The sequence below is a fragment of the Lysobacter sp. M2-1 genome (assembly GCF_022662495.1).
Classification (GTDB): Bacteria; Pseudomonadota; Gammaproteobacteria; order Xanthomonadales; family Xanthomonadaceae; genus JAKPBU01.
In genome coordinates this window covers 1,107,670-1,133,627 of record NZ_JAKPBU010000001.1, presented here as the reverse complement: position 1 = coordinate 1,133,627, position 25,958 = coordinate 1,107,670, and the positions used below count along the sequence as shown (strand labels likewise).

At 68.8% G+C, this 25,958-nt stretch carries 24 protein-coding genes, 1 tRNA gene and 1 pseudogene; 19 read left to right on the top strand and 7 right to left on the bottom strand.

Annotation, left to right across the window (positions count from 1 at the left end):
• The first annotated feature begins 2 nt into the window (after nucleotides 1-2).
• From MC375_RS04975 to zapE, 6 genes are all read left to right on the top strand, one after another.
• The gene (locus tag MC375_RS04975; RefSeq protein WP_242102193.1) at nucleotides 3-1,280 is read left to right on the top strand and encodes an AGE family epimerase/isomerase; all 1,278 of its coding nucleotides are present in this window, start codon (nucleotides 3-5) and stop codon (nucleotides 1,278-1,280) included.
• The gene (locus MC375_RS04970) at nucleotides 1,273-4,614 is read left to right on the top strand and encodes a GH92 family glycosyl hydrolase (protein WP_242102192.1); all 3,342 of its coding nucleotides are present in this window, start codon (nucleotides 1,273-1,275) and stop codon (nucleotides 4,612-4,614) included. The genes MC375_RS04975 and MC375_RS04970 overlap by 8 nt, the downstream gene beginning before the upstream one ends.
• Nucleotides 4,615-4,691: 77 nt before the next feature.
• Nucleotides 4,692-4,768: transfer RNA gene (locus MC375_RS04965), tRNA-Arg, on the top strand.
• Between the two features lie 57 nt (nucleotides 4,769-4,825).
• Nucleotides 4,826-5,341, top strand: a complete 516-nt coding sequence (locus MC375_RS04960) for a c-type cytochrome (protein WP_242102191.1) — start codon at nucleotides 4,826-4,828, stop codon at nucleotides 5,339-5,341.
• Nucleotides 5,342-5,541: 200 nt separating this feature from the next.
• Nucleotides 5,542-6,219: an alpha/beta fold hydrolase gene (locus MC375_RS04955; RefSeq protein ID WP_242102190.1), complete on the top strand. Its 678-nt coding sequence runs from the start codon at nucleotides 5,542-5,544 to the stop codon at nucleotides 6,217-6,219.
• Between the two features lie 72 nt (nucleotides 6,220-6,291).
• Nucleotides 6,292-7,428, top strand: a complete 1,137-nt coding sequence (gene zapE / locus MC375_RS04950; RefSeq protein WP_242102189.1) for a cell division protein ZapE — start codon at nucleotides 6,292-6,294, stop codon at nucleotides 7,426-7,428.
• A gap of 33 nt (nucleotides 7,429-7,461) precedes the next feature.
• Here zapE and MC375_RS04945 read toward each other — a convergent pair whose 3' ends face one another.
• Together MC375_RS04945 and MC375_RS04940 are read right to left on the bottom strand one after the other, a co-directional pair.
• Nucleotides 7,462-8,088, bottom strand: a complete 627-nt coding sequence (locus MC375_RS04945) for a LysE family transporter (RefSeq protein WP_242102188.1) — start codon at nucleotides 8,086-8,088, stop codon at nucleotides 7,462-7,464.
• The gene (locus MC375_RS04940; protein ID WP_242102187.1) at nucleotides 8,085-9,029 is read right to left on the bottom strand and encodes an NAD-dependent epimerase/dehydratase family protein; all 945 of its coding nucleotides are present in this window, start codon (nucleotides 9,027-9,029) and stop codon (nucleotides 8,085-8,087) included. The genes MC375_RS04945 and MC375_RS04940 overlap by 4 nt, the downstream gene beginning before the upstream one ends.
• Nucleotides 9,030-9,130: 101 nt before the next feature.
• On the opposite strand from MC375_RS04940, the gene MC375_RS04935 reads away from it, so the two are divergent.
• The 8 genes from MC375_RS04935 (at nucleotide 9,131) to MC375_RS04900 (ending at nucleotide 14,621) form a co-directional block, all read left to right on the top strand.
• Complete coding sequence (locus tag MC375_RS04935) at nucleotides 9,131-10,039, top strand: LysR substrate-binding domain-containing protein (RefSeq protein ID WP_242102186.1); 909 nt, start codon at nucleotides 9,131-9,133, stop codon at nucleotides 10,037-10,039.
• A gap of 68 nt (nucleotides 10,040-10,107) precedes the next feature.
• On the top strand, nucleotides 10,108-10,572 hold the full coding sequence (locus tag MC375_RS04930; protein WP_242102185.1) for an SRPBCC family protein: 465 nt from the start codon (nucleotides 10,108-10,110) through the stop codon (nucleotides 10,570-10,572).
• 2 nt (nucleotides 10,573-10,574) lie between these two features.
• Nucleotides 10,575-10,973 carry a VOC family protein gene (locus MC375_RS04925; RefSeq protein ID WP_242102184.1) on the top strand — a complete coding sequence of 133 codons (399 nt, stop codon included), beginning with the start codon at nucleotides 10,575-10,577 and terminating at the stop codon, nucleotides 10,971-10,973.
• Nucleotides 10,952-11,305 carry a metalloregulator ArsR/SmtB family transcription factor gene (locus tag MC375_RS04920; RefSeq protein ID WP_242102183.1) on the top strand — a complete coding sequence of 118 codons (354 nt, stop codon included), beginning with the start codon at nucleotides 10,952-10,954 and terminating at the stop codon, nucleotides 11,303-11,305. Before MC375_RS04925 ends, MC375_RS04920 begins: the two co-directional genes overlap by 22 nt.
• Before the next feature lie 67 nt (nucleotides 11,306-11,372).
• Entirely contained in the window at nucleotides 11,373-12,689 is a 1,317-nt protein-coding gene (locus tag MC375_RS04915; protein WP_242102182.1) for an amidohydrolase, read from the top strand.
• A gap of 109 nt (nucleotides 12,690-12,798) precedes the next feature.
• Nucleotides 12,799-13,608, top strand: a complete 810-nt coding sequence (gene queF, locus MC375_RS04910; protein ID WP_242102181.1) for an NADPH-dependent 7-cyano-7-deazaguanine reductase QueF — start codon at nucleotides 12,799-12,801, stop codon at nucleotides 13,606-13,608.
• 92 nt (nucleotides 13,609-13,700) lie between these two features.
• Complete coding sequence (locus MC375_RS04905) at nucleotides 13,701-14,093, top strand: LysM peptidoglycan-binding domain-containing protein (RefSeq protein ID WP_242102180.1); 393 nt, start codon at nucleotides 13,701-13,703, stop codon at nucleotides 14,091-14,093.
• A 48-nt stretch (nucleotides 14,094-14,141) separates the two neighbouring features.
• Nucleotides 14,142-14,621 (top strand): hypothetical protein, encoded by a 480-nt coding sequence (locus MC375_RS04900; RefSeq protein ID WP_242102179.1) that lies wholly within the window; start codon nucleotides 14,142-14,144, stop codon nucleotides 14,619-14,621.
• A gap of 164 nt (nucleotides 14,622-14,785) precedes the next feature.
• Here the strand turns inward: MC375_RS04900 and MC375_RS04895 are convergent, their stop codons facing one another.
• Nucleotides 14,786-15,316, bottom strand: coding sequence for a hypothetical protein (locus tag MC375_RS04895; RefSeq protein ID WP_242102178.1), 531 nt, complete (start codon nucleotides 15,314-15,316; stop codon nucleotides 14,786-14,788).
• Nucleotides 15,317-15,473: 157 nt separating this feature from the next.
• Here MC375_RS04895 and MC375_RS04890 point away from each other — a divergent pair, with 157 nt between their 5' ends.
• Nucleotides 15,474-17,708, top strand: a complete 2,235-nt coding sequence (locus MC375_RS04890; protein WP_242102177.1) for an NADP-dependent isocitrate dehydrogenase — start codon at nucleotides 15,474-15,476, stop codon at nucleotides 17,706-17,708.
• 356 nt (nucleotides 17,709-18,064) lie between these two features.
• Here MC375_RS04890 and MC375_RS04885 read toward each other — a convergent pair whose 3' ends face one another.
• A complete protein-coding gene (locus MC375_RS04885; protein ID WP_242102176.1) occupies nucleotides 18,065-18,400 on the bottom strand; it encodes a hypothetical protein in 336 nt (111 codons plus the stop codon).
• Between the two features lie 10 nt (nucleotides 18,401-18,410).
• On the bottom strand, nucleotides 18,411-18,698 hold the full coding sequence (locus MC375_RS04880) for a hypothetical protein (protein WP_242102175.1): 288 nt from the start codon (nucleotides 18,696-18,698) through the stop codon (nucleotides 18,411-18,413).
• A 127-nt stretch (nucleotides 18,699-18,825) separates the two neighbouring features.
• Between MC375_RS04880 and MC375_RS04875 the strand changes: the two genes are divergently transcribed.
• The 4 genes and pseudogenes from MC375_RS04875 to MC375_RS04860 all read left to right on the top strand — a co-directional run bounded on the left by MC375_RS04875 (nucleotide 18,826) and on the right by MC375_RS04860 (nucleotide 22,529).
• Nucleotides 18,826-19,728 (top strand): LysR substrate-binding domain-containing protein, encoded by a 903-nt coding sequence (locus MC375_RS04875; RefSeq protein ID WP_242102174.1) that lies wholly within the window; start codon nucleotides 18,826-18,828, stop codon nucleotides 19,726-19,728.
• 151 nt (nucleotides 19,729-19,879) lie between these two features.
• Nucleotides 19,880-20,674 (top strand): annotated as a pseudogene (locus tag MC375_RS04870) (methyltransferase); the annotation flags it as partial.
• Between the two features lie 49 nt (nucleotides 20,675-20,723).
• Nucleotides 20,724-21,296 (top strand): pseudouridine synthase, encoded by a 573-nt coding sequence (locus tag MC375_RS04865; protein ID WP_242102172.1) that lies wholly within the window; start codon nucleotides 20,724-20,726, stop codon nucleotides 21,294-21,296.
• A gap of 105 nt (nucleotides 21,297-21,401) precedes the next feature.
• Nucleotides 21,402-22,529: a hybrid sensor histidine kinase/response regulator gene (locus MC375_RS04860; protein ID WP_242102171.1), complete on the top strand. Its 1,128-nt coding sequence runs from the start codon at nucleotides 21,402-21,404 to the stop codon at nucleotides 22,527-22,529.
• Between the two features lie 132 nt (nucleotides 22,530-22,661).
• Here MC375_RS04860 and MC375_RS04855 read toward each other — a convergent pair whose 3' ends face one another.
• Together MC375_RS04855 and hrpB are read right to left on the bottom strand one after the other, a co-directional pair.
• Nucleotides 22,662-23,024 (bottom strand): hypothetical protein, encoded by a 363-nt coding sequence (locus MC375_RS04855; RefSeq protein WP_242102170.1) that lies wholly within the window; start codon nucleotides 23,022-23,024, stop codon nucleotides 22,662-22,664.
• Between the two features lie 204 nt (nucleotides 23,025-23,228).
• Entirely contained in the window at nucleotides 23,229-25,802 is a 2,574-nt protein-coding gene (hrpB, locus tag MC375_RS04850; RefSeq protein WP_242102169.1) for an ATP-dependent helicase HrpB, read from the bottom strand.
• Nucleotides 25,803-25,958: the final 156 nt, after the last annotated feature.

The window sequence follows — 25,958 nt, the reverse complement described above, 5'->3', positions numbered from 1 at the left end:
CGATGACCGATACCCCCGCCCTCCCCGATTTCCGCAACCCCGAGACCCTGCGCGCGCACATCCGCCGGACCATGGCCTTCTATCATCCGCGCTGCATCGATCCGGCCGGCGGGTTCTTCCACTACTTCAAGGACGACGGCACGGTCTACGACGCCAGCCACCGGCACCTGGTCAGCAGCACGCGCTTCGTCTTCAACTATGCGATGGCAGCCAGCGAGTTCGCCGACGACCCCGCGCTGCGCAACGAGTACCTGCAAGCGGCCCGCCACGGCCTGGCCTATCTGCGCGAGAAGCATTACGACCCGGTCAGCGGCGGCTATGTGTGGACGATCCGCGACGGCGTACCGGAAGACACCAGCCAGCAATGCTATGGCGCCGCCTTCGTGCTGTTGGCCTATTCCACCGGACTGAAGGCAGGCATCCAGCAGGCGCGCGCGTGGATGGGTGAAGTCTGGGACCTGCTGGAAGCACGCTACTGGGAACCGCCGCACGGCCTGTACCGCGACGAAGCCACGCGCGACTGGGTGTTCTCAGACTATCGCGGCCAGAACGCCAACATGCACATGTGCGAGGCGATGCTCGCCGCGTACGAGGCCAGCGGCGAGCGCCGCTACCTGGACCGCGCGCTGCTGCTGGCCGACCACATGACCCGGCGCCAGGCCGACCTCGCCGACGGCCTGGTCTGGGAGCACTACGACCGCGACTGGAACGTGGACTGGGATTTCCATCGCGACGATCCGCGGCACCTGTTCAAGCCCTGGGGCTACCAGCCCGGCCACCAGACCGAATGGGCCAAGCTGCTGCTGATCCTCGACGGCCATCTGCGCGCGGCTGGCGAACCGCGGGACTGGCTGGTGCCCAAAGCGCGTGCCCTGTTCGACGAAGCCCTGGCCAAGTCCTGGGACGAAGAGTTCGGCGGCATGGTCTACGGCTTCGCGCCCGAACGCCTGCGCGCGCCCGGCGTGGAAGGGCGCACGCTCGCCGACGGCGAGACCTTCGTCTGCGACGAGGACAAATACTTCTGGGTGCAGGCCGAGTCCATCGCCACCGCTGCGCGCCTGGCCAAGGCCACCGGCGACGACAGCTACTGGCAGTGGTATGCACGTCTGTGGGAGTACGCCTGGAAACACATGATCGATCACCGATACGGCGCCTGGTATCGCCTCCTCGACCGCCAGAACCGCAAGTACAGCGACGAGAAGAGCCCGGCCGGCAAGACCGACTACCACACCATGGGCGCCTGCCACGACGTGCTGGCGGTGCTGCGCTCCCATGTCTGAGTTCCTGTATCGGCGCCCGATCGCGCTGCTGGTGCTATGCGCGGCGGCGGCAGGCGCAGCGCATGCCGGCGAAGCCGACTTCACGACCTCGTTCGAAGGCGGCGACCCACGCCCTGCTGCCATTGGCGCCAGCGGCGGCGTGCAGGTGGAGACCGGCAACGGCCCCGCGGCGCCGTACGCGGCGAAGAAAGGCGTGGGCTACAGCGGCCTGCACGCGCTGCGGTATCGCACGGAGCGCACCGGCGGCCGGCAGCGACTGTTCGAAGTGGACATTCCGGTCCAGGCCGACACCACGCTGTCGTGGCTGGTGCTGCCCGAGATCGTCGAAGGCGACGTCGCCGCATCCACCGGGGTCTCGCTCGACCTGCTGTTCGACGATGGCCAGCGCCTGTCGCAGCTGGAGGCGCACGACCAGCACGGCGTGCGGCTCGGTGCCGCGGCGCAGGCGGCGTCGAAGACCCTGTACCCGCAGCAATGGGCGCGCAAATCGGTGCGCCTGGGCGACATCGCCGCCCTGCGCGGCCGGCGGGTCCGCGCGGTCGAACTGGAAGTGGCGCCGGTGGGGGCGCAACCGGCGTCCGGCTGGATCGACGACATCGCCATCGCCGCGCAGCCGCGCGCGCAGGCGCAGCGCCCCTCCGATTACGTGCTGACCACACGCGGCACCCAGGCCAACGGCACGTTCTCGCGCGGCAACAACATCGCCGCCACGGCGATGCCGCATGGCTTCAACTTCTGGGTGCCGGTCACCGATGCGGGCGTGCTGAACTGGCTGTACCGCTGGAACGAGCACAACGGCCCCGACAACCGGCCGCGGCTGCAGGCGCTGGCGATCAGCCACCAGCCCAGCCCATGGATGGGCGACCGCCAGACGTTCCAGGTGATGCCCTCGGCGATGCGCGGCGTCCCCGATGCCGACCGGGAACGCAGGGCGCTGGCGTTCTCGCACGCCAACGAGTTGGCGCGCCCGCATACCTATCGCGTCGATTTCGACAACGGTATCCGCGCCGAGATCGCGCCCAGCGAACGGGCGGCGATCTTCCGCTTCCGTTTCCCCGCGGACGCCGAAGCCAACCTGCTGTTCGACAACGTGGACGAACGCGGCGGCCTGACCCTGGACGCGACGACCCAGACCCTGTCCGGCTATAGCGACACCCGCAGCGGCCTGTCCAACGGCGCGACCCGGATGTTCGTGTACGCGCGTTTCGACCAGCCCTGGGCCGCGAGCGGCGCGATCGACACTGGCCGGCCCACCGGCTACGTCAAGTTCAAGCCCGGCGCCGATGGCGAGGTGCGCATGCGCATCGCCACCTCGCTGATCTCGGTGGAACAGGCGCGGCGCAACCTGGAGATGGAGGTCGGCGATACCGGCTTCGACGCCGTGCGCGAACGCGCGCAGGCCGCCTGGGACACGCTGCTCGGACGGGTGCGGATCGACAGTGCCAGCGAGGACCAGCTCACCACCGTCTATTCCAACCTCTATCGCCTGTTCCTGTATCCGAACATCGCGCACGAGAACGTCGGCACGTCGGAGCAGCCCGACTGGCGCCACGCCGACCAGAACAGCTGGTCGAAGGAGGCCGCCGGCGGCGATGCGCAGCGCACCTCGGCGCAGGTGAAGCCCGGCAAGGTCTACGTCAACAACGGTTTCTGGGACACCTTCCGCACCACCTGGCCGGCATACGCGCTGTTCGTGCCCGAGCGTGCCGGCGAAATGGTGGATGGCTTCGTGCAGCAGTACCGCGACGGCGGCTGGGTCGCGCGCTGGTCCTCGCCAGGCTATGCCGACCTGATGGTGGGCACCAGTTCGGACGTGGCCTTCGCCGATGCCTGGCTCAAGGGCGTGCGCGGTTTCGATCCGCACCAGGCCTACACCGCGGCGCTGCGCAACGCGACCGCGGTGCCGCCGGTCGACAACGTCGGCCGCAAGGGCCTGGCGCGTTCGATGTATCGCGGCTATGCCGACACCGACGTGCACGAAGGCCTGTCGTGGACGCTGGAGGGCGCGCTCAACGACTTCGGCCTGGCGCAGCTGGGCGAGGCGCTGGCGGCCGAAAGCCAGGATCCGGCGCAGGCACAGCGTTACCGCGACGAAGCCGGCTACTTCCGCGCCCGCGCCGCCGGCTACGCGGTCATGTTCGACCCGGCCACCGGCTTCTTCCGGGGCCGCAATCCCGACGGGGCGTGGAGCGGGCCAGCCGCGAAGTTCGACCCGCGCGTGTGGGGCGGCGACTACACCGAAGCCAACGCCTGGACGTTCGCCTTCACCGCCGCCCACGACGGCGCCGGGCTGGCGTCGCTGTACGGCGGCCGCGACGGCCTGGCGCGCAAGCTCGACGCGTTCTTCGCCACGCCGGAAACCGCCCTGCCCGCCTATGCCGGCAGCTACGGGCAGGTGATCCATGAGATGACCGAGGCGCGCGACGTGCGCATGGGCATGTATGCGCACAGCAACCAGCCTTCGCACCACATCCCCTGGCTCTATGTCGACGCCGGGCAGCCGTGGAAGACCCAGGCGCTCACCCGCGAGATCCTGCAGCGGCTGTACCTGGGCAGCGAGATCGGCCAGGGCTATCCGGGCGACGAAGACAACGGCGAGATGTCGGCCTGGTACCTGTTCGCGATGCTCGGCCTGTACCCGCTGCGCATGGGCGCGCCGGAATACGCGATCGGCTCGCCGCTGTTCGAACGCGCCAGCGTGACCATGGACAACGGCAGGCGACTGACCGTGATCGCGCGCGACAACGGTCCGCAGAACATGTACGTGCAGTCGCTCAAGGTCAACGGCAGGGAGTGGACGCGTGCATGGCTGCCGCATGCGGAAATCGCGGGCGGTGGCACGCTGGAATTCCAGATGGGCCCGCAGCCGTCGGACTGGGGCAGCGCTGCGGCTGACCTGCCCGGTTCGCTGACCGCAGACGGCCAAGCTCCGTCCGGCCTGGTCGACACGCTCGCCCGCACGGCATCGGCGGTGGACGCCGGCGGCAAGGCGATGCCGGCGCTGGTGGACGACGATGCGATGACCACGTCCGTGCTGGCAGGGCCGGACGCATCGGTTCGGCTCAAGCCCGGGGCCGAGGCGCGGCCCATCTACTACTCCCTGACTTCGGGCGAGACCGCGCTGCCGTCGGCGAGCTGGGTACTGGAAGCGCGCAGCGGCGAAGGCGCGTGGACCGAACTGGATCGCCGCCAGAACGAGCGCTTCCACTGGCCTCGCCAGCTGCGCCCGTTCCGGATCGCGCAGCCCGGCAGCTGGCGCGAGTACCGCCTGCGTCCGCTGGAATCAGGGTCGATGGCGCTTGCGGAGGTCGAACTGCTGCAGCCCACGCCGTGATTGCGTCGGGCAACATTCGCCGAGCTCCGCGCACCGGCCCACGCCGGGCGCGCGGTTTTCGCTAGAATGCGCGGTCCGCGCCCGTAGCTCAGCCGGATAGAGTAGTGGCTTCCGAAGCCATTGGTCGGGGGTTCGAATCCCTCCGGGCGCGCCAACGGTCTTCGTGGCCAAACCTCAATGAAAGCGGCCCCACGGCCGTCCAAGGTGGATCGTGCGGAACTACGACCTGGACTTCCTGAAGAAATTCTCGCTGGTCATCGCCTTCCTGTCGGCGGTGACGCTGGGCCTGATCCTGCTAGCGCACCAGCTGCAAGGCGTGCTGCCGCAGGAAGTGTCGGCGGCGGCGGCCAAGCGCCAGCAGGAGCGGATCGCGCCGGTCGGCGCGGTCTATGCCGGTGCCACCGGTGCGGCGCAGCAGGCGGCCGCGGTGGCCGCGTCCGCCGCCAAGGCAGCCGCCCAGGTGGCCTACGGCGGCACCACCGACGGTTCGGTCATCTTCGGCAACCTGTGCACCGGCTGCCATACCTCGGGGGCCGGCGGTGCGCCGACCATGGCGGCGGCACAGTGGGCCAGCCGCATCGCCCAGGGCAAGGACACGCTGCACAAGCACGCCATCGAGGGTTACACCGGCAGCGCAGGCGTGATGCCGCCCAAGGGCGGTAATCCGGCGCTGACCGACGAGCAGGTGATCGCCACGGTCGACTGGATGCTCGAGAACCTGAAGTAGTCCGGTTTTCGACCGCATTGGCTCCGCAACGCCGCCTCCGGGCGGCGTTGTCGCTTGCGGCCGGCATCTCCGCCGCCCCGCAGCCGGGACCCCTGATCGCCGCACGATGCGATGTCGCACACGTCCGCGACCGCGCTCCCGGCGCGCCGCGGCTGGATCGCGAACGACTTCGTCACCACGCCGGGTATGATCCGGCGCGCATGTCCCTCCCCGTCTTTCCCGACTCGTCGAGCGCCATCACGCTCGCCGGCCCCGCCGGCGCGCTGGAGGCTGCGGTCGACCTGCCCGAGCCCGACGTCGCCACCCTGCCGCTGGTGGCGATCGTCTGCCATCCGCTGCCGACCGAGGGCGGCACGATGCACAACAAGGTCGTGACCATGGTCGCGCGCTCGCTGCGCGAGCTCGGCGCGACCACGGTGCGGTTCAACTTCCGCGGCACCGGCGCCTCCGAAGGCCGCTTCGATGAAGGCGCGGGCGAGGTGGAGGATCTCAAGGCCGTGGCCGCATGGGTGCGCAGCCGGCGCCCGGACGATGCGCTGTGGCTGGCCGGTTTCAGCTTCGGCGCCTACATCTCGCTGCTCGCGGCCGCGGAGCTGCGGCCCGACCTGCTGATCTCGATTGCCCCGCCCGCGGGACGCTGGGACTTCGACGGGATCGCGGTGCCGACCATGCCCTGGCTGGTGATCCAGGGCGAGGCCGACGAGATCGTGGATCCGGAAGCCGTCTACGCCTGGCTGGCAGCGCTGAAATCGGATGCCCAGCTGGTGCGCATGCCCGACACATCGCATTTCTTCCATCGCAAGCTGATGGACCTGCGCGGCGCGATCAAGCACGGGGTCAAGCCCTACCTGCCCCTGCCATCGCGAAACGGCGCATGACGCGGGCTGTGTATCGCCCATCGCTGCACCCGGTGCAGAGCCGGGGAATGCCGATCCTGAAAACGGGTGCGCATGGCGACTGAACCGGCGCCTGCACGCGCGCCCGTCCAAAGCCCTTCGGCCGCGTACGCCGCCGGCGTAGCCCGCGGCGACTGGCAGGACGACCCCGCGCAGCACCTGGCGCTCGCCGACCTCGACCGCATCCATGCCGCGCTCCAGGGCGGGCCGATGCGTGGCGGCCTGTTCGGGCGCCTGTTCGGATCGGCGTCGGATGACGATGCGATCCAGGGGCTGTATCTCTGGGGCGGTGTGGGCCGCGGCAAGACCTTCCTGGTCGACCTGTTCTACGCCAGCCTGACGATGGCGGAGAAACAGCGCACCCATTTCCACCGTTTCATGCGCGAGGTGCACGAGCGCCTGCGCGCGCATGCGGGCGAGCGCGATCCGCTGGCGCGCATCGCCAAGGAATGGCGCCAGCGCCTGCGCGTCCTGGTGCTGGACGAATTCTTCGTCAGCGACATCGGCGATGCGATGCTGCTGGGGCGATTGCTGGACAAGCTGTTCGAGCAGGGCGTGGTGCTGGTGACGACCTCCAACACGCCGCCGCGCGAGTTGTACCGGGACGGCCTGCAGCGCGCCCGCTTCGAGCCGGCGATCGCCCTGATCGAACGCCATTGTCGGGTGCTCGAACTCATCAGCGATACCGACTACCGCCTGCGCGCGCTGACCCGCTCGCCGGTGTACCGCGCGCCGCTGGATCCGCAGTCGGAGGCCTGGCTGGAGCAGCGCTGGCACGATCTCGGCGGCGACAGCCTCACCGGGGCGGAGCATCGCGACGCCGGCATCCTGATCGAGGGTCGGCGCATCCCGGTGCGGGCGCGCAGCCGCGGCTTGACCTGGTTCGATTTCCAGGCGCTGTGCGAAGGCCCGCGCTCGGCCAGCGACTACATCGAGATCGCGCAGGAGTTCCATACCGTGCTGCTTGGTGGCATTCCGGTGCTGGACGACACCCGCAACGACGCCACCCGCCGCTTCGTCACCCTGGTCGACGAGCTGTACGACCGCCACGTCAACCTGGTGTGCACCGCCGAAGCCGCGCCTATGCAGCTGTATGCGGGGTCGAAGCTGGCGGCCGCCTTCGAGCGCACTGCCTCGCGCCTGATCGAGATGCAGTCGGCCGAGTACCTGGCGCGCGAGCACCGGCCATAGGCGGCGAGCGGATCGCCGCGAGGGAGCGCAACGCTAGCCGGCGCCGCGAACCCATACCAGCGCCGCGCACAACAGCAAGCCGCCACCAGCGAGCCGGTGCACGAGGCCGCGCGGTAATCCAGCCAGTGCGTCGCTGTGACGCAACCGTCGCACGGCCAGCACCAGCAGGGCGAACCAGGTCAGGTTGAGCAGCTCGAACCATGCGCCCAGCCGGTAATAGCCCTGCATCGCCGGGACTGCGGCCGGATCGAGGAACAGCGGAAAGAACGCAGCGAAGAACAGGATTGGCTTGGGGTTGGACAGGGTCAGCAACAGGCCGCGCAGCGCGTCGCCGGCATGCGCCCGCTGCGCGGCGGTCGCGGCGGCGGCGGGCGCGCCGGCCGCGCGCAGCAGGCCGATGCCGAGCCAGGCCACGTAGAGCGCGCCGACGATCCGGACCGCATCGAGCAGGTTCGGCCAGCGCTCCACCAACACAGCCACGCCCAGACCGGAGAGCACGATCAGCACCACGTCGCCGGCCACGATCCCCGCCACCGCGGCGACGGCCGCGCGGGTCGAGGCATGGGCCCGGCCGGCCACGAACAGCGTCGCCGGTCCGGGCACCACGATCACCAGCGCCGAGGCGAACAGGAACGAGGCGAACTGCGCCGCGCCGCTCATGCCGCGGACTGCGTCTGATTGGCGGCATCTGCATGCAGACGGATCTGCGCGTCCAGCCAATCGCCGGTATGTGCGAAGCGATAGCCCAGCGCGCGGGCGCGCGTGGTGTCCAGCACATAGGGTGTTGCGAAGTCGAATGCGCTGAGCGCCGCTGGCGGATGCGCGCCGGGAACCGGTTCGCAACGCACCGGCCGGCCGATCACGGCGCCAACGCGCCGATGCAGGTCCAGCGCAGACAGCGCTCCCGTATCCGCGGCATTGATCGGCCCGGTGAATCCGGCTTCGCCCGCCCAGCGCAGGAAATCGGCAATGCCCTGGGCGTGGATGAAGGAACTGGCCCCGGGCGGCTGCGAATGCCGCAGCACCTCGCCGCGCCGCACCCGCGCCACGTAGCCGGCCAGGCGGCCGGTGAAATCGTCCAGCCCGGACAGCACATGCCCGATCCGTACCGCAACCACGGGCAGCGCCGGATGGCGGTGGAACCAGGCCTCGGCCTGGCGTTTGCCCAGGTCGTAATCGACCTCGGCCCGCGCCGGGTCGTCCCAGGGATGATCGAGGCCGATCTCCACCGTCGACAGGTCCAGGTCGTCCTCGCCGAAGGCAGCGCGCCCGGCGGCGCGCAGCGGGCGGTAGACCTCGATCGTCGAGGCCATCAGATAACGATCCACCCGGCCGGCGAACACGGCAGTGGAAATCGCGGCATCGCGCGGGCTGTAGCACATCTGGTCGTAGACCAGATCCCAGGCGGTGCGCTCGAATGCGGCCGCCATCGCCTTCCGGTCGCGCCGGTCGATCCGGATCCGCTGGACGCGACCGCCGAACGGATCGGCGGCCCGGCCACGGGTGGCCAGGGTGACCGCATGACCCGCCTCGAGCAGGCCCTCGACCAGTCGCAGGCCAAAGAATCGGGTGCCCCCGATGACCAGAATCCGCTTGCTCATGAGAAATCTCCGTTTGCGCTGGTGGCATGATCCGGGTGCTTTCAGGGCGCGACAAACGAGAATTTCGAGCTATAAGGCTAAGAATTACTTATGCTCAGGCCATGCCGACCCCGCTTCGTTCGCTCTCCGGCCTGATCGATTTCGATGCCGCGGCCCGCTGGGGCAGCTTCCGGCTGGCTGCGGTGGAACTGCACAAGACCGCGGCCGCGGTCAGCCAGCAGGTGCGACAACTCGAGCAGGCGCTGGGCTTCGCCCTGTTCCAGCGTCATCCGCGTCAGATCGAGCTGACCGACAAGGGCCGCGAGCTGGCCGCGACCGTCGCGCGCCTGCTCGTCGAGCTGCGCGGTCGGGTCGGGGCGCTGCAGGAAGTCGGGGCCGAAGCGGTGCTGCGGGTGTCGACCACCCACTCGTTCGCGATGAAGTGGCTGGTGCCGCGTCTGCACCGGTTTTCGGCGCGGCATCCCGCGCTGGACCTGCGCCTGGAAGCCACTGACGCGGTGGTGCCGCTGGAACCGGGGCGCTGCGATCTGGCGATCCGCTATGCGCGCCTCGATGCGCACGACCCCGCGGAATTGCTGCTGCGCGAACAGTTGGTGCTGGTCCATGCGCCCGGATTGCCGGGGACCCGGGCACCGGACGGCGGCACGGTCGGGTTGGCCACGCTGCTGCAGCTGCCGCTGCTGTACGAGGAAAGCCCAGCCCGCTGGCTGGCATGGCTGCAGGCCAATCACCTGCCGGTGCGGCGCTACGACTTCGCCCGCGGCTACAGCCACGGCGGGCTGCTGGTGCAGGCCGCCGTGGCCGGTCTGGGGCTGGCGCTGGTGCCACTGGCGCTGGCGGGTGAGGACATCGCGCAGGGACGGTTGCAGCGGGTGCCCTCGCGGGCGTTGCCGGCCGGCTATGGCTATCGGCTGCACTATGCGGATGCGGCGCGCGAGCTGCCGCGGGTGGTCGCCTTCATCGATTGGCTGCGCGTGGAGGCCGCCGGGGCGGGCGAGATCGACGGTTAACTGCAACCGTATGGTTGCATTTTTCGGCGTCCCGCCTAGGCTGTCGGTACCCAACCTGGAGGCGGCACATGACCGCGACCGACCGCATCGAACGCAGCATCGTGCTCAAGGCCCCGCGCAGCCGGGTCTGGCAGGCCCTGACCCACGCGCCGGAATTCGGAACCTGGTTCCGTGCCCATCTGGACGACCAGGTGTTCGTGCCCGGCCGCCAAGCACGCGGCGCGATCGCCTATCCCGGCTACGAGCACCTCACCATGGAGGTGACCGTCGAGAAGATGGAGCCCGAGCATCTGTTCTCGTTTCGCTGGCATCCCTATGCGGTGGAGCCCGGCGTGGATTACTCGGCCGAACCCACGACCCTGGTCGAGTTCAGGCTGCAGGACACCGATGCCGGCGGCACCCTGCTGACCGTAGTCGAATCCGGCTTCGATGCCATCCCATCCCATCGCCGCGACGAGGCCTATCGCATGAACAGCGGCGGCTGGGAGGAACAGATGCGCAACATCGCGTCCCACTTGCACGAGGAGGCGTAAGGATGGCCCGCCGCGCCGCCACTTTCCTGATGTTCCAGAACGGCGACTCCGAAACGGCGATGCGGTTCTACGTGTCGCTGTTCGAGGGTGCGCGCATCAACCGGCTCGAACGCTGGGTCGCGGGCGAACCCGGCGCCGAAGGCACGATCAAGCTGGCCGAATTCGAACTGGCCGGCCACCGCCTGCTGTGCAGCGACAGTCCGGTACGGCACGCCTTCGGCTTCACGCCTGCGCTCTCGCTGTTCATCGACTGCGACGGCGCCGACGAGCTCGACCGCGTGTTCGCGCAGCTGGCCGACGGCGGCCAGGTACTGATGCCCGTGGATAACTACGGCTTCAGCCAGCGCTTCGGCTGGTGCAACGACCGCTACGGCGTGTCATGGCAACTCAACCTGAACTGAGCGCGGCGTCCGGACTCGCCGAACACGCGCCGGTCTTCGCCGCGCTCGGCGATGCCACCCGGCTAAAGCTGGTGGCGCTGCTGTGCGCCGGCGGCGCGCTGTCGATCGCCCAGCTCACCGCCGCCACTGACCTGACCCGCCAGGGCGTGACCAAACATCTGCAGGTCCTGGCAAATGCGGGCCTGGTGCATGACGTGAAAGTCGGGCGCGAACGCCGCTGGCGGCTCGAACCCACGCAGCTGCAACTGGCGCGCGCCTCGCTCGAACGCATCGCAGGGCAATGGGACGATGCGCTGCTGCGGCTGCAGCAGCTGGTCGAAAACACGCCCTGAAGCCGCTGCGCGCGCGGGAACGCACGTGCCTCGATTAGGATGCGGTGGTCCGCCCAAAGGAATCCGCATGCATCGTCTCCGTGTTGTCGCCCTCGTCGCCGCGCTGCTGAGCACGCCCGTCTTCGCCCAGGAACGCGCTGAAGTCGCCAGCGCCGCGCAGAAGCTGCAGCCCGAAGTCCTGGCCTGGCGTCGCGACATCCACCAGCATCCGGAACTCGGCAACCGCGAGGTGCGCACGTCCAGGCTCGTCGCCGACCATTTGCGCGAGCTCGGCCTGGAGCCGAAGACCGGCATCGCCACCACCGGCGTCACCGCGATACTCAAGGGCGGAAAGCCCGGCCCGCGCATCGCGCTGCGCGCGGACATGGATGCGCTGCCGGTGACCGAGCGCACCGATGTGCCGTTCGCTTCCAAGGCCACCGCCACGTTCCGCGGCGAGACCACCGGCGTGATGCATGCCTGCGGCCACGATGCGCATACCAGCATCCTGATGGGCGTGGCCGAGGCGCTGGTGGCGATGAAGGACGAACTGCCGGGCGAGGTGCTGCTCGTGTTCCAGCCGGCCGAGGAAGGCCCGCCCGACGGCGAGGAAGGCGGCGCCGAGCAGATGCTCGTAGAGGGCATCTTCCGCGACTTCAAGCCCGAGGCGGTGTTCGGCCTGCATGTGTTCAGCACCGTGCAGGCCGGTCAGATCGCGGTGCACAGCGGCCCGACCATGGCCGCGTCGGACCGCTTCAACATCGTGGTCAAGGGCCGCCAGACCCACGGCTCGCGCCCCTGGGGCGGGATCGATCCAGTGGTGGCCGCCGCCGACCTGATCGGCAGCGCGCAAAGCATCGTCAGCCGGCGCCAGAACATCTCCAAGCTGCCGGTGGTGGTGAGCTTCGGCGCGATCAAGGGCGGCATCCGCTACAACATCATTCCCGACAGCGTCGAGCTGGTCGGCACCATCCGCAGCTTCGACGAGGGCATGCGCCAGGCGGTGTTCGCCGACCTGAAAAACGTGGCCGAACACGTCTCGGCCGCGCACGGGGCCACGGTCGACGCCAAGGTGCCCGACACCAAGGGCAATCCGGTCACGGTCAACGACCCCGCACTGACCGCGCGCATGCTGCCGAGCCTGGAGAAGGTGGCAGGCCAGGGCAATGTCGTCGATCCCGGCCTGACCATGGGCGCGGAGGATTTCTCGTTCTACGCCAAGGAAGTGCCGGGGCTGTTCTTCTTTGTGGGCGCCACACCCAAGGGCCAGGATCCGATGAAGGCACCGAGCAACCACTCGCCCGAGTTCTTCCTCGACGAGTCGGCGCTGGATCTGGGCCTGCGCGCGCTGCTGCAGGTGAGCCTGGACTACCTGCACGGCACCAACCCGCCCCCCGCTGGCTGACATGCTGCCCCTATAGGAGCGGCGTCAGCCGCGAGCACTTTGCGCATCCTGGCTTTCGATCACCAGTGCGCGACTGAAGCCTCCCCACGAAAGGCTGGATAATCGCGGCATGACCGCCGCAGAACTCCCGCTCGGCCGCGACGTCGCGTACCCGACCCACTACGACCCTGGCCTGCTGTTTCCGATCGCGCGCAGCATCGGTCGAAGCGCCCTGGGCCTCGCAGGCTCGCTGCCGTTCATCGGTGTGGACCGCTGGCATGCCTACGAGCTGTCGTGGCTGGATGCGCGCGGCAAGCCACGGGTGGCGACCGCGACGTTCACCGTGCCGTTCGATTCGCCCAGCCTGATCGAATCCAAGTCGCTCAAGCTCTATCTCAACTCGTTCAATGCGCACCGCGTGGCCAACGAGCTGGGGCTGCGCGACCTCATCGTCGCCGACCTGTCGCGCGCGGCCGGTGCGCCGGTGCGGTTCGACTTCGGCCTGCCACCCATCGACACAGGCTCCGGCGACGACCGGTCGATCGACGCGATCGAACTCGACATCGATCGTTACGGCCCACCCGATCCGTCTCAGCTGCACAGCGGGGGCGAGGAGGTGACCGAAGTGCTGGTGTCCGGCCTGCTCAAGTCGAACTGCCCGGTGACCGGACAGCCGGACTGGGCCAGCGTACGCATCGCCTACCGCGGTCCATGCATCGATCGCGCAGGGCTGCTGCGCTACCTGGTGAGCTTCCGCGATCACGCCGACTTCCACGAACAGTGCGTGGAGCGCATCTTCAGCGACCTCCTGACCCGCTGCGCGCCGCGGTCGCTGTCGGTGGAAGCGCGCTACACCCGTCGCGGCGGATTGGACATCAATCCGTGGCGGGCCACGCCGGACGTCCCCGCGCCCGCATCGCAGCGCGACTCGCGGCAATGAATCGCGCCCGCGAAGCTCACGCCATACCTATGCTTTCTTAACATCCGCCATGGGACGCTTCCGTGCCGATTTCGAGGCACGAGGAGTCCCCCATGGCAAACCCGAAAGATCCCGAGTCGCTGTCGCTCGCCGGCAGCAGCGCCCCCCGCAACAAGCCGGACTTCTCCAACGTGAAGGGCGGCTCCGACACCGTGCGCGACACCAGCGGCGGCGGCGGTAGCGGCAAGCCCGATTTTTCCAACGTGCAGGGCGGCTCCGACACCGTGGCCGATACCGGCGGCGGTGGCGGCCAGCAAAGCTACACCGTGGAGAAAGGCGACAACTTGTCCGCCATCTCCAAGCGGTTCTACGGCAAATCGAAATACTGGAAGCAGATCTACGAGGCCAACCGCGACACCATCGAGAATCCCGACCTGATCTATCCGGGCCAGACGATCAAGCTGCCGGCGATCGATACCGACGGCGATGGCGACAGCGGCGACTGAATCGGCCGGCTGCATCCGCATTCCACCCCTCTCAAAGGAGTTTTCCGCATGAACCGCAATCGCCTTTCCCTGGTCCTGGCCACCGCACTGGCGGGCAGCATCGCCCTGGTCGGCTGCAAGAAGAAGGAAGAGCCGGTCATTACCCCGCCGGCCGCCGAGACTCCGGCGCCCGCGCCGACCGAACCGGCGCCTGCTCCGGCAGCGACCACCACCGTGAGCAGCGTCGACCTGGGCAATGCCATCGGCGCGGACAACAAGATCGCCTCGCCGATCAGCACATTCGCCACCAGCGACAAGATCTATGCCTCGGTCGCCAGCGACGGCCCCAATGCCGGCAAGCTCTCGGCCAAGTGGACCCATATCGACAGCAACCAGACGGTACACGAGGAAAGCAAGGACATTCCCGCCGGTCCGCAGGTGACCCAGTTCGAAATCAGCAAGCCGGACGGCTGGCCGGCCGGCAAGTACAAGCTGGAAGTCTCGCTGGACGGCGCCGTGGTCCAGACCCGCGAATACGAGGTCAAGTGACCTCGCGCAAAGCGTGAGGTCATCCCCGCGCAGGCGGGATCCAGAACCAGGCGCGACCATCCCCGCGCAGAGCCTGCCCCCAGCAAAAGCGGGGCAGGGATCAAGCTTCGAACAATTTTCCGCGAAGGCGGCAAGCCGGGCGCGACGCGAGTCGCGCCCTTTTTTTATTTCCCCGCACGCCGGTAGAGACCGTCGAAGCTCGTGGTCCAGGTCTGGCCGTCGTCCTTGGAGGTTTCCCACAGCTGACGCACGCTGCCATCGGCATTGGGCGTCCAGCTGATGCGCTCACGTTGGGCCGGGCCGGTTGATGGGTCCGTCTTTTCGCGGGTGCCGGCCAGGACCATGCGCTCGCCTTCCAGGCCACCTTGCAGATGCAGGCGGACGCCGGACTGGTCGACCCAGAATTGCTCCCAACGACCGGTGGTCGCGTTGTAGAGGTTGAAGCTCTTGCCCGCGAAGCCGGTGGCGCCGGTCCAGTTCTCGAAGATCACGCAGGCCTCGAGGATCCGTTCCACCCGGCTCTGCCCCGCCTTGGTCCCATCGCGTTTGTGGACGTCCCACTCGCCAACCCAGAAATCGAACTGGCGGTGCGCGGGCGTCGCACACGGCGCCGGCGCTGCCGCGGGCGCCTGGGCTGCGGCGGACGAGACCATGAACATGCTGGGGAACAGGAACAGGCGCGAAAAACGCTGCATGGTGCGACCCTTGTGGAAGGCCTGCGCCTAGCCTACGCCAGGGCGCGGCGCAGTAAGCGTGGCGACGACGCTTTCGGCCGACCCCGCAAAACGCGAAAATGGCCGGCCCGGCGCCTTGCGCTCGAATCCGCTTCCTTTCCCCCGGACACATATCCCGATGACCGAGACGCCCAAGATCCTGTACACACTGACCGACGAGGCGCCGTTCCTGGCCACCGCCTCGCTGCTGCCGATCGTGCAGGCCTTCACCGCCCCGGCGGGCATCACGGTGGAATCGCGCGACATATCCCTGGCGGCGCGGATCCTGGCGCAATTCGGCGATGTGCTCGGCGACGCACAGCGCGCCACCGACGACCTGGCCGAACTCGGCCAACTGGCCACCACGCCGGAGGCCAACATCATCAAGCTGCCCAACATCAGCGCGTCCGAGCCGCAGCTCAAGGCTGCGATCGCCGAACTGCAGCAGCAGGGTTACGCGATCCCGGACTATCCCGAAGACGCGAAGACCGACCACGACAAGGACATCAAGGCCCGCTACGACCGGGTCAAGGGCAGCGCGGTCAACCCGGTGCTGCGCGAGGGCAATTCCGACCGTCGCGCGCCGGCCTCGGTCAAGGCTTACGCGCGCAAGCATCCGCACCGCATGGGCAAGTGGAGCGCCGACAGCAGGACCCACGTCGCGCATATGGAAGCCGGCGATTTCTTCGGCAGCGAACAGTCGGTCGTCGTGCCGCAGGCCTGCAGCGTGCGGATCGAATTCACCGCCGACAACGGCAGCTGCTTCCCGCTGCGCGCGCCGCTGCAGCTGCAGGCCGGTGAGGTGATCGACGCGGCGTCGATGAGCGCGGCCGGGCTCGCTGGTTTCATCGATGCGCAGCTCCAGGACGCCAAGGCGCAGGGCGTGCTGTTTTCGCTGCACCTGAAGGCGACGATGATGAAGATCAGCGACCCGATCATGTTCGGGATCGTGGTCTCGCGCTTCTACCGCGAAGCGCTGGAAAAGCATGCCGACGCGCTCGAACAGTTGGGCTTCGATCCGGGCAACGGCATCGGCGACCTGTACGCGCGCCTGCCCGGGCTACCCGAAGCCGCGCGCGCGCAGATCGAGGCCGACCTCGCCGCGGTGTACACGCAGCGCCCGGGTCTGGCGATGGTCAATTCGGACAAGGGCATCACCAACCTGCACGTGCCCAGCGACGTGATCGTGGACGCGTCGATGCCGGCGATGATCCGCGACGGCGGCCGCATGTGGAACGCGCAAGGCGAACTGCAGGACACCAAGGCGGTGCTGCCCGACCGCTGCTACGCATTGATCTACCAGGCGGTGATCGACGACTGCAAGGCGCACGGCGCCTTCGACCCGGCCACCATGGGCAGCGTGCCCAATGTCGGCCTGATGGCGCAGAAGGCCGAGGAATACGGCAGCCACGACAAGACCTTCCAGATGCCCGGCGCGGGCACCGTGCGCGTGGTCGACGAGGCGGGCAAGGTGCTGATGGAACACCGCGTGGGTGCCGGCGACATCTGGCGCATGTGCCAGACCAAGGACGCGCCGATCCGCGACTGGGTCAAGCTGGCGGTGACCCGCGCGCGCCTGAGCAACACACCCGCGGTGTTCTGGCTGGACAAGGCGCGCGCGCACGATGCCAACCTGATCGCCAAGGTCGAGACCTACCTCGGCGAACACGACACCTCGGGCCTGGATATCCGCATCCTCGCGCCGTTCGACGCGATGGCGCTTTCGCTCGCGCGCATCCGCGCCGGCAAGGACACGATCTCGGTCACCGGCAACGTGCTGCGCGACTACCTCACCGATCTGTTCCCGATCATGGAGCTGGGTACCAGCGCCAAGATGCTGTCGGTGGTGCCGTTGATGGCCGGTGGCGGTCTGTTCGAGACCGGCGCCGGCGGCAGTGCGCCCAAGCATGTGCAGCAGTTCATCGCCGAAAACTATCTGCGCTGGGATTCGCTGGGCGAATTCCTGGCCCTGGCCGCATCGCTGGAACACCTGGCCGACACCACCGGCAACGCCCGCGCAAAAGTGCTGGCCGACGCGCTGGATGCCGCCAACGCGCAATTCCTCGACAACGACAAGTCGCCCAGCCGCAAGCTCGGCGGCATCGACAATCGCGGCAGCCACTACTACCTCGCCCTGTACTGGGCGCAGGCGCTGGCGGCTCAGGATGCCGACGCGGAACTGAAGGCGCGCTTCCAGCCTGTTGCGAAGGCACTCGCCGAAAACGAAGCGCAGATCGTCGCCGAACTGATCGCCGTGCAGGGCACGCCCGTGGACATCGGGGGCTACTACCGACCCGACATGGCCAAGCTGTCGCAGGCGATGCGGCCGAGCCCGACGCTCAATACGGCGTTGGCCACGCTGGGGTCGCGCTAGCGCAGCGTCCATAGGCTGCGACGCCATCCTCGAAGGGGCGCGCGGGCGCCCCTTGCTTCATCCGCTTCCATTCCCGGGATAGCACGACGCGATCTGCCCTAGCGGATCAGCGGAACGCCGAGAGTGCGATCGAATCGACTGCGACCCACCCTGGTCCGTGCTGTGCTCGGTCCACGGCCTGTGCGTGGTCGGCGTGATACCGGCTGGACTTCGATGGATTCCGCCTGTGCGCGCCCATCGCCGGGCTCGGTGAGCGCGGGTCGCAATTGCGAGCCAGGCCCGACAGCGGTTGGATGCATGCATTCATGTCAGCCTCCAGGTGTATTGCCAGGGCCGGACCTCGGGCGTCGGCGCGTTCACAGCGCCTGCGCAGGCTTGGACGCCGCGTCCCATACGCCGGCGACGTCGAAATGCTCGACGGTCTTGCGGAAGTCGAGCAGGTAGTCCTTATCCTCGTCGTAATAACGCGCCAGTTCGATCTGCTTGCCGGCGAAGGCTTCGATCGATTCACGCCGGTCCCACAGGGTCAGCAATGCGAACTCGGTGCGGCCGTTATGCCTCTGACGCAGCAGCCACACGCCCAGGTTGCCGGGCGTGGCGCGATAGTCGCGCACGCCGGTGGCCTGCAGCAGCTGTTCGTAGGCGTCCGCATCCTCGGTGCGGGTCTCGCCGCGCCAGAGCCTGGCGATCATCGCGGTGGGCCTAACCGCAGGCCACGCAGTCGCGCAGCTGCAGTTCGTCGTTCGCGGCGAGTTGTTCGAACGGCTCTTCCAGGTCCAGGTTGTGGCCCGCGTGCATCGGCCGTCCGCCGAGGAACTGCAGATGCTGCAGCAGGCCAAGGCCGGAACCGGCTGGCTCAGAGGCGGACGCGGCCCGCGCGTGCCAGCGTTCGCCGGCGGTGCGGTTGCCGAGCGGTGCGAAATCGGCGTCCAGGTCGTCCGGACGGGTGAAATGGCCTTCCAGGAACATCAGGCCCTTGAACAGATTCATGGTGCGCTCCTTGGGCGTTCGCAGATGCGGGATTGCCTCTGTTTCTTGAACGTAGTAGAAGGTAAACCCATCCCGTCGGCCCTTAAAGCGATGCTTTTGCAAGGAAGATTTGAATGAAATTCAAGTCATGAGCCGCCTGCCCCTGCACGCCCTGCCCGGTTTTGTCGCCGCCGCCCGTGCCGGCAACCTTTCGCGCGCGGCCGAATCGATGCATCTGACCGTCAGCGCCCTAAGCCATCAGATCAAGGCCCTGGAGGAACGGCTCAATCGCACCTTGTTCGTGCGCGGGGCGCGCGGGATCGCGCTGACCGAGGACGGGCGCCGGCTGCTGGAGAGGATCGGCCCGCACTTCGACGCCATCGAAGACGCGCTGCGCCCCTATGCCGCGCGCCGCGACGACGTGCTCACGATCAGCGTGACGCCGTCGGTGGCCTCGGCCTGGCTGGTGCCGCGACTGGGCGGCTTCCTGGCCGCGCACCCGGAAATCGAAGTCAGCGTGCTCTCCGATACCGCCTTGGTCGACTTCGCCCGCGACACCCATATCGATGCGGCCCTGCGCATCGGCCTGGGCGACTGGGCCGGCCTGCAGGTGGAGCTGCTGTTCGACGAGTGGCTGCTGCCGGTGGCCAGTCCTGCCCTGATCGAACGCCAGGGCGGCCTGCCCACGCTCGAGGGTCTGCGCGACTGGCCGCTGCTGGGCGATCCGGACGACGAATGGGATCACTGGTTCGCCCAGCACGGCCTGCCGCCGGCGAAGCGCTACGTGGCGACGTTCAACGACTCCGAGGCCCAGAATCGCGCCGCCCGCGACGGGGTGGGTGTGGCGCTGGGACGGCTGACCCGGGCGCGGCTGCTGCTCGAGTCCGGGCAGCTGGTCGCGTTGGCCGCACAACCCACGCCGGCCAGCTACGGTCACTACCTGGTCTACCCGCCGCGCTCGGCGGCGCATGGCGGGCTGCAGCGGTTCCGCACCTGGCTGCTGGAGCAGGCGCGCGAACATGCCGAGGCGGCGTCGCGGCCGGTGCGCTGAGGCAGCGATGGCGGTGGGCATGCGCATCGCCGAGAATCGGGGTTCTTCCCCAAACCGGTGTCCAGACATGCTCCGCATTGCCGCGCTTGCCGCCAGCCTCGCCCTCGTCGCCTGCGCCCAGACCGCTGAAACTGCCGGCCCGGAACCTGCTGCCGCGACCGCGCCCGAGCCCGCCGCGGACAGCGCACGCCAGAGCGATCCATTGCTCGCGGCCGTCGCCGGCAGCTGGCGCACTCCGGCCAATGTGGCCCGCGACGTCTACCGCCACCCGCGCGAGACCCTGCAGTTCTTCGGTCTGCAGCCCGACCAGACCGTGGTGGAAATCACCCCGGGCGGTGGCTGGTATGCCGAGATCCTGGCGAAGTATCTGCGCGACTCGGGCACCTATGTCGCGGCCGTGGTCGACCCCATGGCGGTGGCCGAAGGCAAGGACCGCGACTACCAGAACAGAAGCAAGACCGGGCTGGAAGCCAAGTTCGCCGCCGCCCCCGCGCAGTTCGACAAGGCGCAGGTCGTGGCTTACGACCCGAAGGCGCCCGCGTTCGGCGCGCCGGATTCGGCCGATCGCGTGCTGACCTTCCGCAACGTCCACAACTGGCGCATGGACGGCGTGGCCGAAGCCATGTTCCGGGGCTTCTTCCAGGTGCTCAAGCCAGGCGGCGTGCTGGGTGTGGTCGAGCATCGCGCCGCAGCCGACGTTCCCGCGGACGATGACAGCGGCTACGTGAGCGAAGCGCAGGTGATCGCGCTGGCCCAGGCGGCGGGCTTCCAGCTCGAGGAGAAGAGCGAGATCAACGCCAATCCGAAGGACACCAAGGACCACCCCAACGGCGTGTGGACCCTGCCGCCGGCGAACCGTCACGACCCCGAAGACGACCCCAAGTACAAGGCCATCGGCGAGAGCGACCGGATGACGCTGCGGTTCGTGAAACCGCGCCGCGAGTAACCGCACGCGCGAAACCACGTGTGCCGCCGCAGCGGCGGACAGCACCCGCATGCTCATCGCCTTCAACAAACCCTATGGCGTGCTGTGCCAATTCACCGACCGCAGTACCCCACCCCGGCCGACGCTGGCCGGGTTCGGGCTGCCGCCGGACGTCTATCCTGCGGGCCGCCTGGACCACGACAGCGAAGGCCTGTTGCTACTGACCGATGACGGCGCGCTGGCGCACCGGCTGACCGCGCCGCGCCACAAGCTGCCCAAGACCTATTGGGTCCAGGTCGAGGGCCAACCGGAAGAAGACCAGCTGCGCGCCTTGCGGGCGGGCCTCGAGCTCGGCGACGGGAAGACCCTGCCGGCGCGCGCGCGCCGCATCGCGCCACCGGACCTGTGGCCGCGCGATCCGCCCGTGCGCTTCCGCAAGACCGTCCCCGATGCCTGGATCGAACTGGTGCTGCGCGAAGGCCGCAATCGCCAAGTGCGGCGCATGACCGCAGCGGTCGGTCTGCCCACCCTGCGGCTGGTGCGGGTGGCGGTGGGCACACAGCGCCTGGGCGAACTCACACCGGGGCAGTGGCGCTGGGTCGCATCCGGCGACGCTGAATCGTTAAGCGCAGAATCGGGGTAAATGCAGGCGCGATGTCCGGATGGGCTCGCATCTGGCGTTGCTATCCTGCTACCGTTTCGGCCCGCGGCACGGTGGGGTAGCCATGCACGCTCCCGGAGTTTCCCGATGACGGCCAAGCCGTCCACAACCCTGGGAAGGATCCTGGTCGTCGACGACCAGGCGGCCAATCTGCGCGCGGTGAGCACCCTGCTCGCCCGCCACGGCTATGACGTCCGCACCGCCGACTCCGGCGCGCAGGCGATGGCGCTGGCGCGTGAATGCCAGGCCGACCTGATGCTGCTGGACATGGTGATGCCGGGCATGGACGGCTTCGCGCTGCTGGCGCAGATCAAGCAGGACGCCGCGTTGCGACGCCTGCCCGTCGTGTTCCTGACCGCCGCACACGATCGCGAGCTGCTGGTGCGCGCGTTCGACGCCGGGGCGGTGGACTATGTCACCAAGCCGTTCATGCCGGAGGAGCTGCTCGCGCGGGTGTCGGCGCAGGTCGGACTCAAGCAGACCCGCGACCGCCTTGAGCGCGTCGCGCGCGAACGCCAGGAGCTGGTCACCCTGGTCGCGCACGACCTGAAGAATCCCCTGACCAGCGTGCTGTTCGCCAGCGACGTACTGCGCAGCGGCGGTGCGCGTCCCGAGCGCGTGCCGCGCTACCTGCAGATGATCCACGAGAGCGCCCAGGATGCGCTGGGCTATATCCGCCGTTATCTGGAAACCCAGGCGGCGCAGGCACGCGGCACCGACGGCCGCCAGGATGACGGCACGTGCGTGGCCTGGCGGGAACTGCTCGACTGGCTTCATGACCGTTACGCGCTGCAGCTCGAAGCGCGCGGCCTGCAGCTCAATATCGCCGCGCCCGAGACGGACGCGAGCGCCGCCATGGACGGCGTGGTGCTGCGTCAAGTCGTGGAGAACCTGGTCACCAATGCGATGAAGTACGCGCCAGGCAGCGATGTCGACCTGAGCCTGCGCAACGGCTCGCCGGGGTACTGGCAATTGCATGTCGAGGACCGCGGCCCGGGGATCCCGGCCGCGCACCGCACCCAGCTGTTCATGCCCTTCATGCGGCTGCAGGAAGGCGACGACCCGCTCTCGAGCGGCCTGGGTCTGTCGCTGGCCCGACAGATCCTGGAGGGTGCGGGCGGCAGCCTGTGGTACGAGGATCGCGATGGCGGCGGCGCCCGGTTCGTGGTCGAAGTACCGGCCGCATCCGAGACTTCCATCCGGGCGGTTGGCTGACGCGGCGCGGATGCCCGGCATGGCGGCTCCGCGACGCGGGGTGCGCGCCACTTCGCTACCCGCGCAGCGTGTCTGTCCGAAGCACAACAAGACGCCGGCCTTGCGACCGGCGTCGTTCGCATCGACTGGCGCTCAGGTCGAAGCAGGTCGCGTAGTGCGCTTGCCTGCGCTGGTGCGCCGCTTGCGCGCAGCGCCATTCGCGCGCTTGGCCTCGATGCGTGTGGCGCTGCCCTCGATCGGGCCTTCCTGTGCCTGCTTCGCGCGACGGCGCGCGGCATACCACAGCAGGCCGGCACCTGCGGCGGCGGCCACTGCGATCACCGGATTGCGGCGCACGAACTTCGTGGCCACGCGCGTACCGGTTCTCAGCGCACCGAGTGCCGCACCGGTTTCGACCCACTTGATCGCCTTGTCCGGCACCCGGTCGCGGATGGTTTCGCCGACTTGCGTCGCCAGTTCCAGCGCACGGCCGGGCAGATCGTTCATCATGCTCATGACTTGGGTTCCCGCGAGTCCATACCGGGGTTCAGTCTCGTCGGATCGCCGTTCAAGCGACGTGAGCGCACGGCCGCGATGCATTCGGCAGCCTGAATGCACGCAACGCGCTCACATGCCGCGCCGCGAGAAACCATCCGAAACGACTTTCCACATCCCGCCGCAGCGGGGGAGAAAACCTATTGAGAGCGACGCTTTTCCTGTTCATCGTGGTTTGGCGCGGTGGGTCGCCACTGCGTTCCACGGATCCTCAGGCCACGGATGCTTCGGATAGCGCCCCTTCATTTCCCTGCGCACCTCCGGATACGTCCGTTCCCAGAAACCCCGCAGGTCCTGCGTGACCTGCAGCGGCCGGCCGGCCGGTGAAAGCAGGTGCAAGGTGAGCGGGATCCGACCCTCGGCGATGCGCGGCGTGTCGGTCCATCCGAACAGCTCCTGCAGCTTGACCGCCAGCACCGGCGCCACCGGCGCTTCCTCGGCCGTTTGCCACCCGTATTCGATACGCCGCTGCATGCCTGAAGGCACGCCGATCTGGATGGGTGCGAGCGTATCCACCTGCCTGCGGAGCAACCCGTCGAGCAGTCCCTTCAACGCCAGCGCCAGCTCGCCTTCGCTCAACGCGTCCAGGCGACGCTTGCCGGCGAAGGCCGGACGCAGCCAGGCGTCGCGCGCCGTCAGCAGCGCGTCATCCGACAGGTCCGGCAGGCCAAGCTGCGGCATCCATGCGCGCAGGCAGCGGATGCGCGCGCGCCACTGCGCAAGTTCCGGGCTCCATGGCAGCACCTCAATGCCCAGTTCGACGACCGCATCGGTCAGCGCCTGCGCCGCCTGCGCGGGATCGACCTGCCCGGCGGGCCGGGTATCGAGCACGATCCCGTCATAGCGCCGCTCGCGCTGTGCCACCAGCGCGCGCGCCACCGGGTCCCACCGCACCACGTCCTGTTCGACGAAGCGCCCGGGGAAGGCGCGGCGCAGTTCGGCTTCATCCAACGGCGCGCCGCGCAGGATCAACGCATCGCGGCTGCGCTCGAAGCGCAGCTCGCCGGCGACGATCCACGCTTCACCATACAGGGCGCTGTCTTCGAACAGGCGCGCCATGCGTCCGTTCGCGAGCTGGTAGCGCAGTGGATCAGCCGCGTGCCGATGGGCGATGCGATCCGGGAAGGCGTGCAGCAGGCGGTCGCCGATCGCATGCGCGGGCACATCGCGCGGCGAACGCGCATCGATGCGCAAGCGGCGACGCCATTGCCCGGCGGCCGCGTCGATCGCGGCCAGGGCGCTGCGGCTGGCGCCGGCGGGGACGCGAGATTCGCGATACCCGGCCAGGGCCTGCCAACGGTGGGCCAGCGCATCGGATCGGGGACCTCCGCTTCCCGAGAGCAGGGGATCGCGCGCCTCGACCAGCGCGGCCAGATCGCAGGCCAGCGCGGACTCCGCCGGCGTTGCCGGCGCGAGCAGCATCGCCGCCAGCCGCGGATGCGTACCGAGCGTCAGCATGCGCCGGCCGGCCGAAGTGATGTCCCAGCGCCGTGCCTCGTCCTCGCCATGCGGGGACAGCGCACCGAGCCGCAGCAGCAGGTCGCGCGCCGCGGCCAGCGCGCCGGCCGGCGGTGGATCAAGGAAGCGCACGGCATCGCTACCCCAGGCGGCGAGTTCGAGCGCCAGGGCGGCGAGTTCGACCTGCGCGATTTCCGCGCGCCGCTGCGGTTCCAGCCGCTGCGACGCGGGCCACAGCCGGTACGCCCAGCCGTCCGCGACACGTCCGGCGCGGCCGGCGCGCTGGTCGGCCGAGGCCTGCGAGATCGTCACCATGTCGAGCCGCGAAAAGCCGCTGTTCGGATCGAAGCGCGGTTCACGCGCAAGACCCGTATCGATGACCACGCGCACGCCCGGCAGGGTGACGCTGGATTCGGCCACGTTGGTCGCGAGCACCACGCGGCGCACGCCGTCGGGCGCGGGCTGCAGAACGCGCGACTGCTGTTCCACTGGCAGTTCGCCATGCAGCGCAAGCACGTCCGCTTGCGGGTGCTCACCGCTTCCGGCCTCGCGTTGCGTCAGCGCCGCCTCCACGCGTGCGATCTCGCGCTGCCCGGGCAGGAACACCAGCACGTCGCCCGGATGGACAGCGAGCGCGTGCACCACGGCACGAACAGTCTGCGCTTCCAGTGCTTCCTCGCGCCGCGCGGGAAACGAGGCGATCTCGACCGGAAAGCTGCGTCCCGCGCTCGACAGGCGCGGGGCGTCCAGCCATCGCGCCATGCGTTCGCCGTCGAGCGTGGCCGACATCACCACGATGCGCAGGTCTTCGCGCAAGCCTGCCTGCACGTCCAGGGCCAGCGCCAGCCCCAGGTCGCCGGCGAGATGGCGCTCATGGAATTCGTCGAACAGCAGCGCGCCGATGCTGCCGGGACCGGTGCCGCCAAGCTCGGGATCGTCCTGCAGCATCCGGGTCAGGATGCCTTCGGTCACGACCTCGATCCGGGTGCGGGCCGAAATCCGGTTCTCGAAACGGATCCGGTAGCCGACCGTGTCACCGATGTCCTCACCAAGCTGGCGGGCCATGAACGCGGCCGCGGCGCGCGCGGCCACGCGGCGCGGCTCCAGCATCACGATCTTCCTGCCCTGCAGCCAATCCGCGTCGAGCAGCGCCAGCGGCACCTGCGTGGTCTTGCCGGCACCGGGCGGCGCTTCCAGCACCAGACGCGGATGCGAGGCCAGCGATGAACGGACCTGCGGCAACAGTGACGAGATGGGAAAGAGGTCTGCGGAAGCCGCCATATGCGCTGGAACGAATCTGCGCCGCCGTAGGGCGGCTCCCGGGCAGCGCATTGTGCAATCGGTCGCCTCGGGATGCGCGCCGACGCGCGCAGTTCTGTTGCAGGGCAAGATGACGATGGTCATACATCGCGGCTAGATTCCGGGTTCCCCTGACGA

What these genes read in the sequence shown, in the direction of transcription:
- MC375_RS04975 (WP_242102193.1), top strand. Translation starts at nt 3, where the DNA reads ATGACCGATACCCCCGCCCTCCCCGATTTCCGCAACCCCGAGACCCTG.
- MC375_RS04970 (WP_242102192.1), top strand. Translation starts at nt 1,273, where the DNA reads ATGTCTGAGTTCCTGTATCGGCGCCCGATCGCGCTGCTGGTGCTATGC.
- MC375_RS04955 (WP_242102190.1), top strand. Translation starts at nt 5,542, where the DNA reads ATGTCCCTCCCCGTCTTTCCCGACTCGTCGAGCGCCATCACGCTCGCC.
- zapE (WP_242102189.1), top strand. Translation starts at nt 6,292, where the DNA reads ATGGCGACTGAACCGGCGCCTGCACGCGCGCCCGTCCAAAGCCCTTCG.
- MC375_RS04945 (WP_242102188.1), bottom strand. Translation starts at nt 8,088, where the DNA reads ATGAGCGGCGCGGCGCAGTTCGCCTCGTTCCTGTTCGCCTCGGCGCTG.
- MC375_RS04940 (WP_242102187.1), bottom strand. Translation starts at nt 9,029, where the DNA reads ATGAGCAAGCGGATTCTGGTCATCGGGGGCACCCGATTCTTTGGCCTG.
- MC375_RS04935 (WP_242102186.1), top strand. Translation starts at nt 9,131, where the DNA reads ATGCCGACCCCGCTTCGTTCGCTCTCCGGCCTGATCGATTTCGATGCC.
- MC375_RS04930 (WP_242102185.1), top strand. Translation starts at nt 10,108, where the DNA reads ATGACCGCGACCGACCGCATCGAACGCAGCATCGTGCTCAAGGCCCCG.
- MC375_RS04925 (WP_242102184.1), top strand. Translation starts at nt 10,575, where the DNA reads ATGGCCCGCCGCGCCGCCACTTTCCTGATGTTCCAGAACGGCGACTCC.
- MC375_RS04920 (WP_242102183.1), top strand. Translation starts at nt 10,952, where the DNA reads ATGGCAACTCAACCTGAACTGAGCGCGGCGTCCGGACTCGCCGAACAC.
- MC375_RS04915 (WP_242102182.1), top strand. Translation starts at nt 11,373, where the DNA reads ATGCATCGTCTCCGTGTTGTCGCCCTCGTCGCCGCGCTGCTGAGCACG.
- queF (WP_242102181.1), top strand. Translation starts at nt 12,799, where the DNA reads ATGACCGCCGCAGAACTCCCGCTCGGCCGCGACGTCGCGTACCCGACC.
- MC375_RS04905 (WP_242102180.1), top strand. Translation starts at nt 13,701, where the DNA reads ATGGCAAACCCGAAAGATCCCGAGTCGCTGTCGCTCGCCGGCAGCAGC.
- MC375_RS04900 (WP_242102179.1), top strand. Translation starts at nt 14,142, where the DNA reads ATGAACCGCAATCGCCTTTCCCTGGTCCTGGCCACCGCACTGGCGGGC.
- MC375_RS04895 (WP_242102178.1), bottom strand. Translation starts at nt 15,316, where the DNA reads ATGCAGCGTTTTTCGCGCCTGTTCCTGTTCCCCAGCATGTTCATGGTC.
- MC375_RS04890 (WP_242102177.1), top strand. Translation starts at nt 15,474, where the DNA reads ATGACCGAGACGCCCAAGATCCTGTACACACTGACCGACGAGGCGCCG.
- MC375_RS04885 (WP_242102176.1), bottom strand. Translation starts at nt 18,400, where the DNA reads ATGATCGCCAGGCTCTGGCGCGGCGAGACCCGCACCGAGGATGCGGAC.
- MC375_RS04880 (WP_242102175.1), bottom strand. Translation starts at nt 18,698, where the DNA reads ATGAATCTGTTCAAGGGCCTGATGTTCCTGGAAGGCCATTTCACCCGT.
- MC375_RS04875 (WP_242102174.1), top strand. Translation starts at nt 18,826, where the DNA reads ATGAGCCGCCTGCCCCTGCACGCCCTGCCCGGTTTTGTCGCCGCCGCC.
- MC375_RS04865 (WP_242102172.1), top strand. Translation starts at nt 20,724, where the DNA reads ATGCTCATCGCCTTCAACAAACCCTATGGCGTGCTGTGCCAATTCACC.
- MC375_RS04860 (WP_242102171.1), top strand. Translation starts at nt 21,402, where the DNA reads ATGACGGCCAAGCCGTCCACAACCCTGGGAAGGATCCTGGTCGTCGAC.
- MC375_RS04855 (WP_242102170.1), bottom strand. Translation starts at nt 23,024, where the DNA reads ATGAGCATGATGAACGATCTGCCCGGCCGTGCGCTGGAACTGGCGACG.
- hrpB (WP_242102169.1), bottom strand. Translation starts at nt 25,802, where the DNA reads ATGGCGGCTTCCGCAGACCTCTTTCCCATCTCGTCACTGTTGCCGCAG.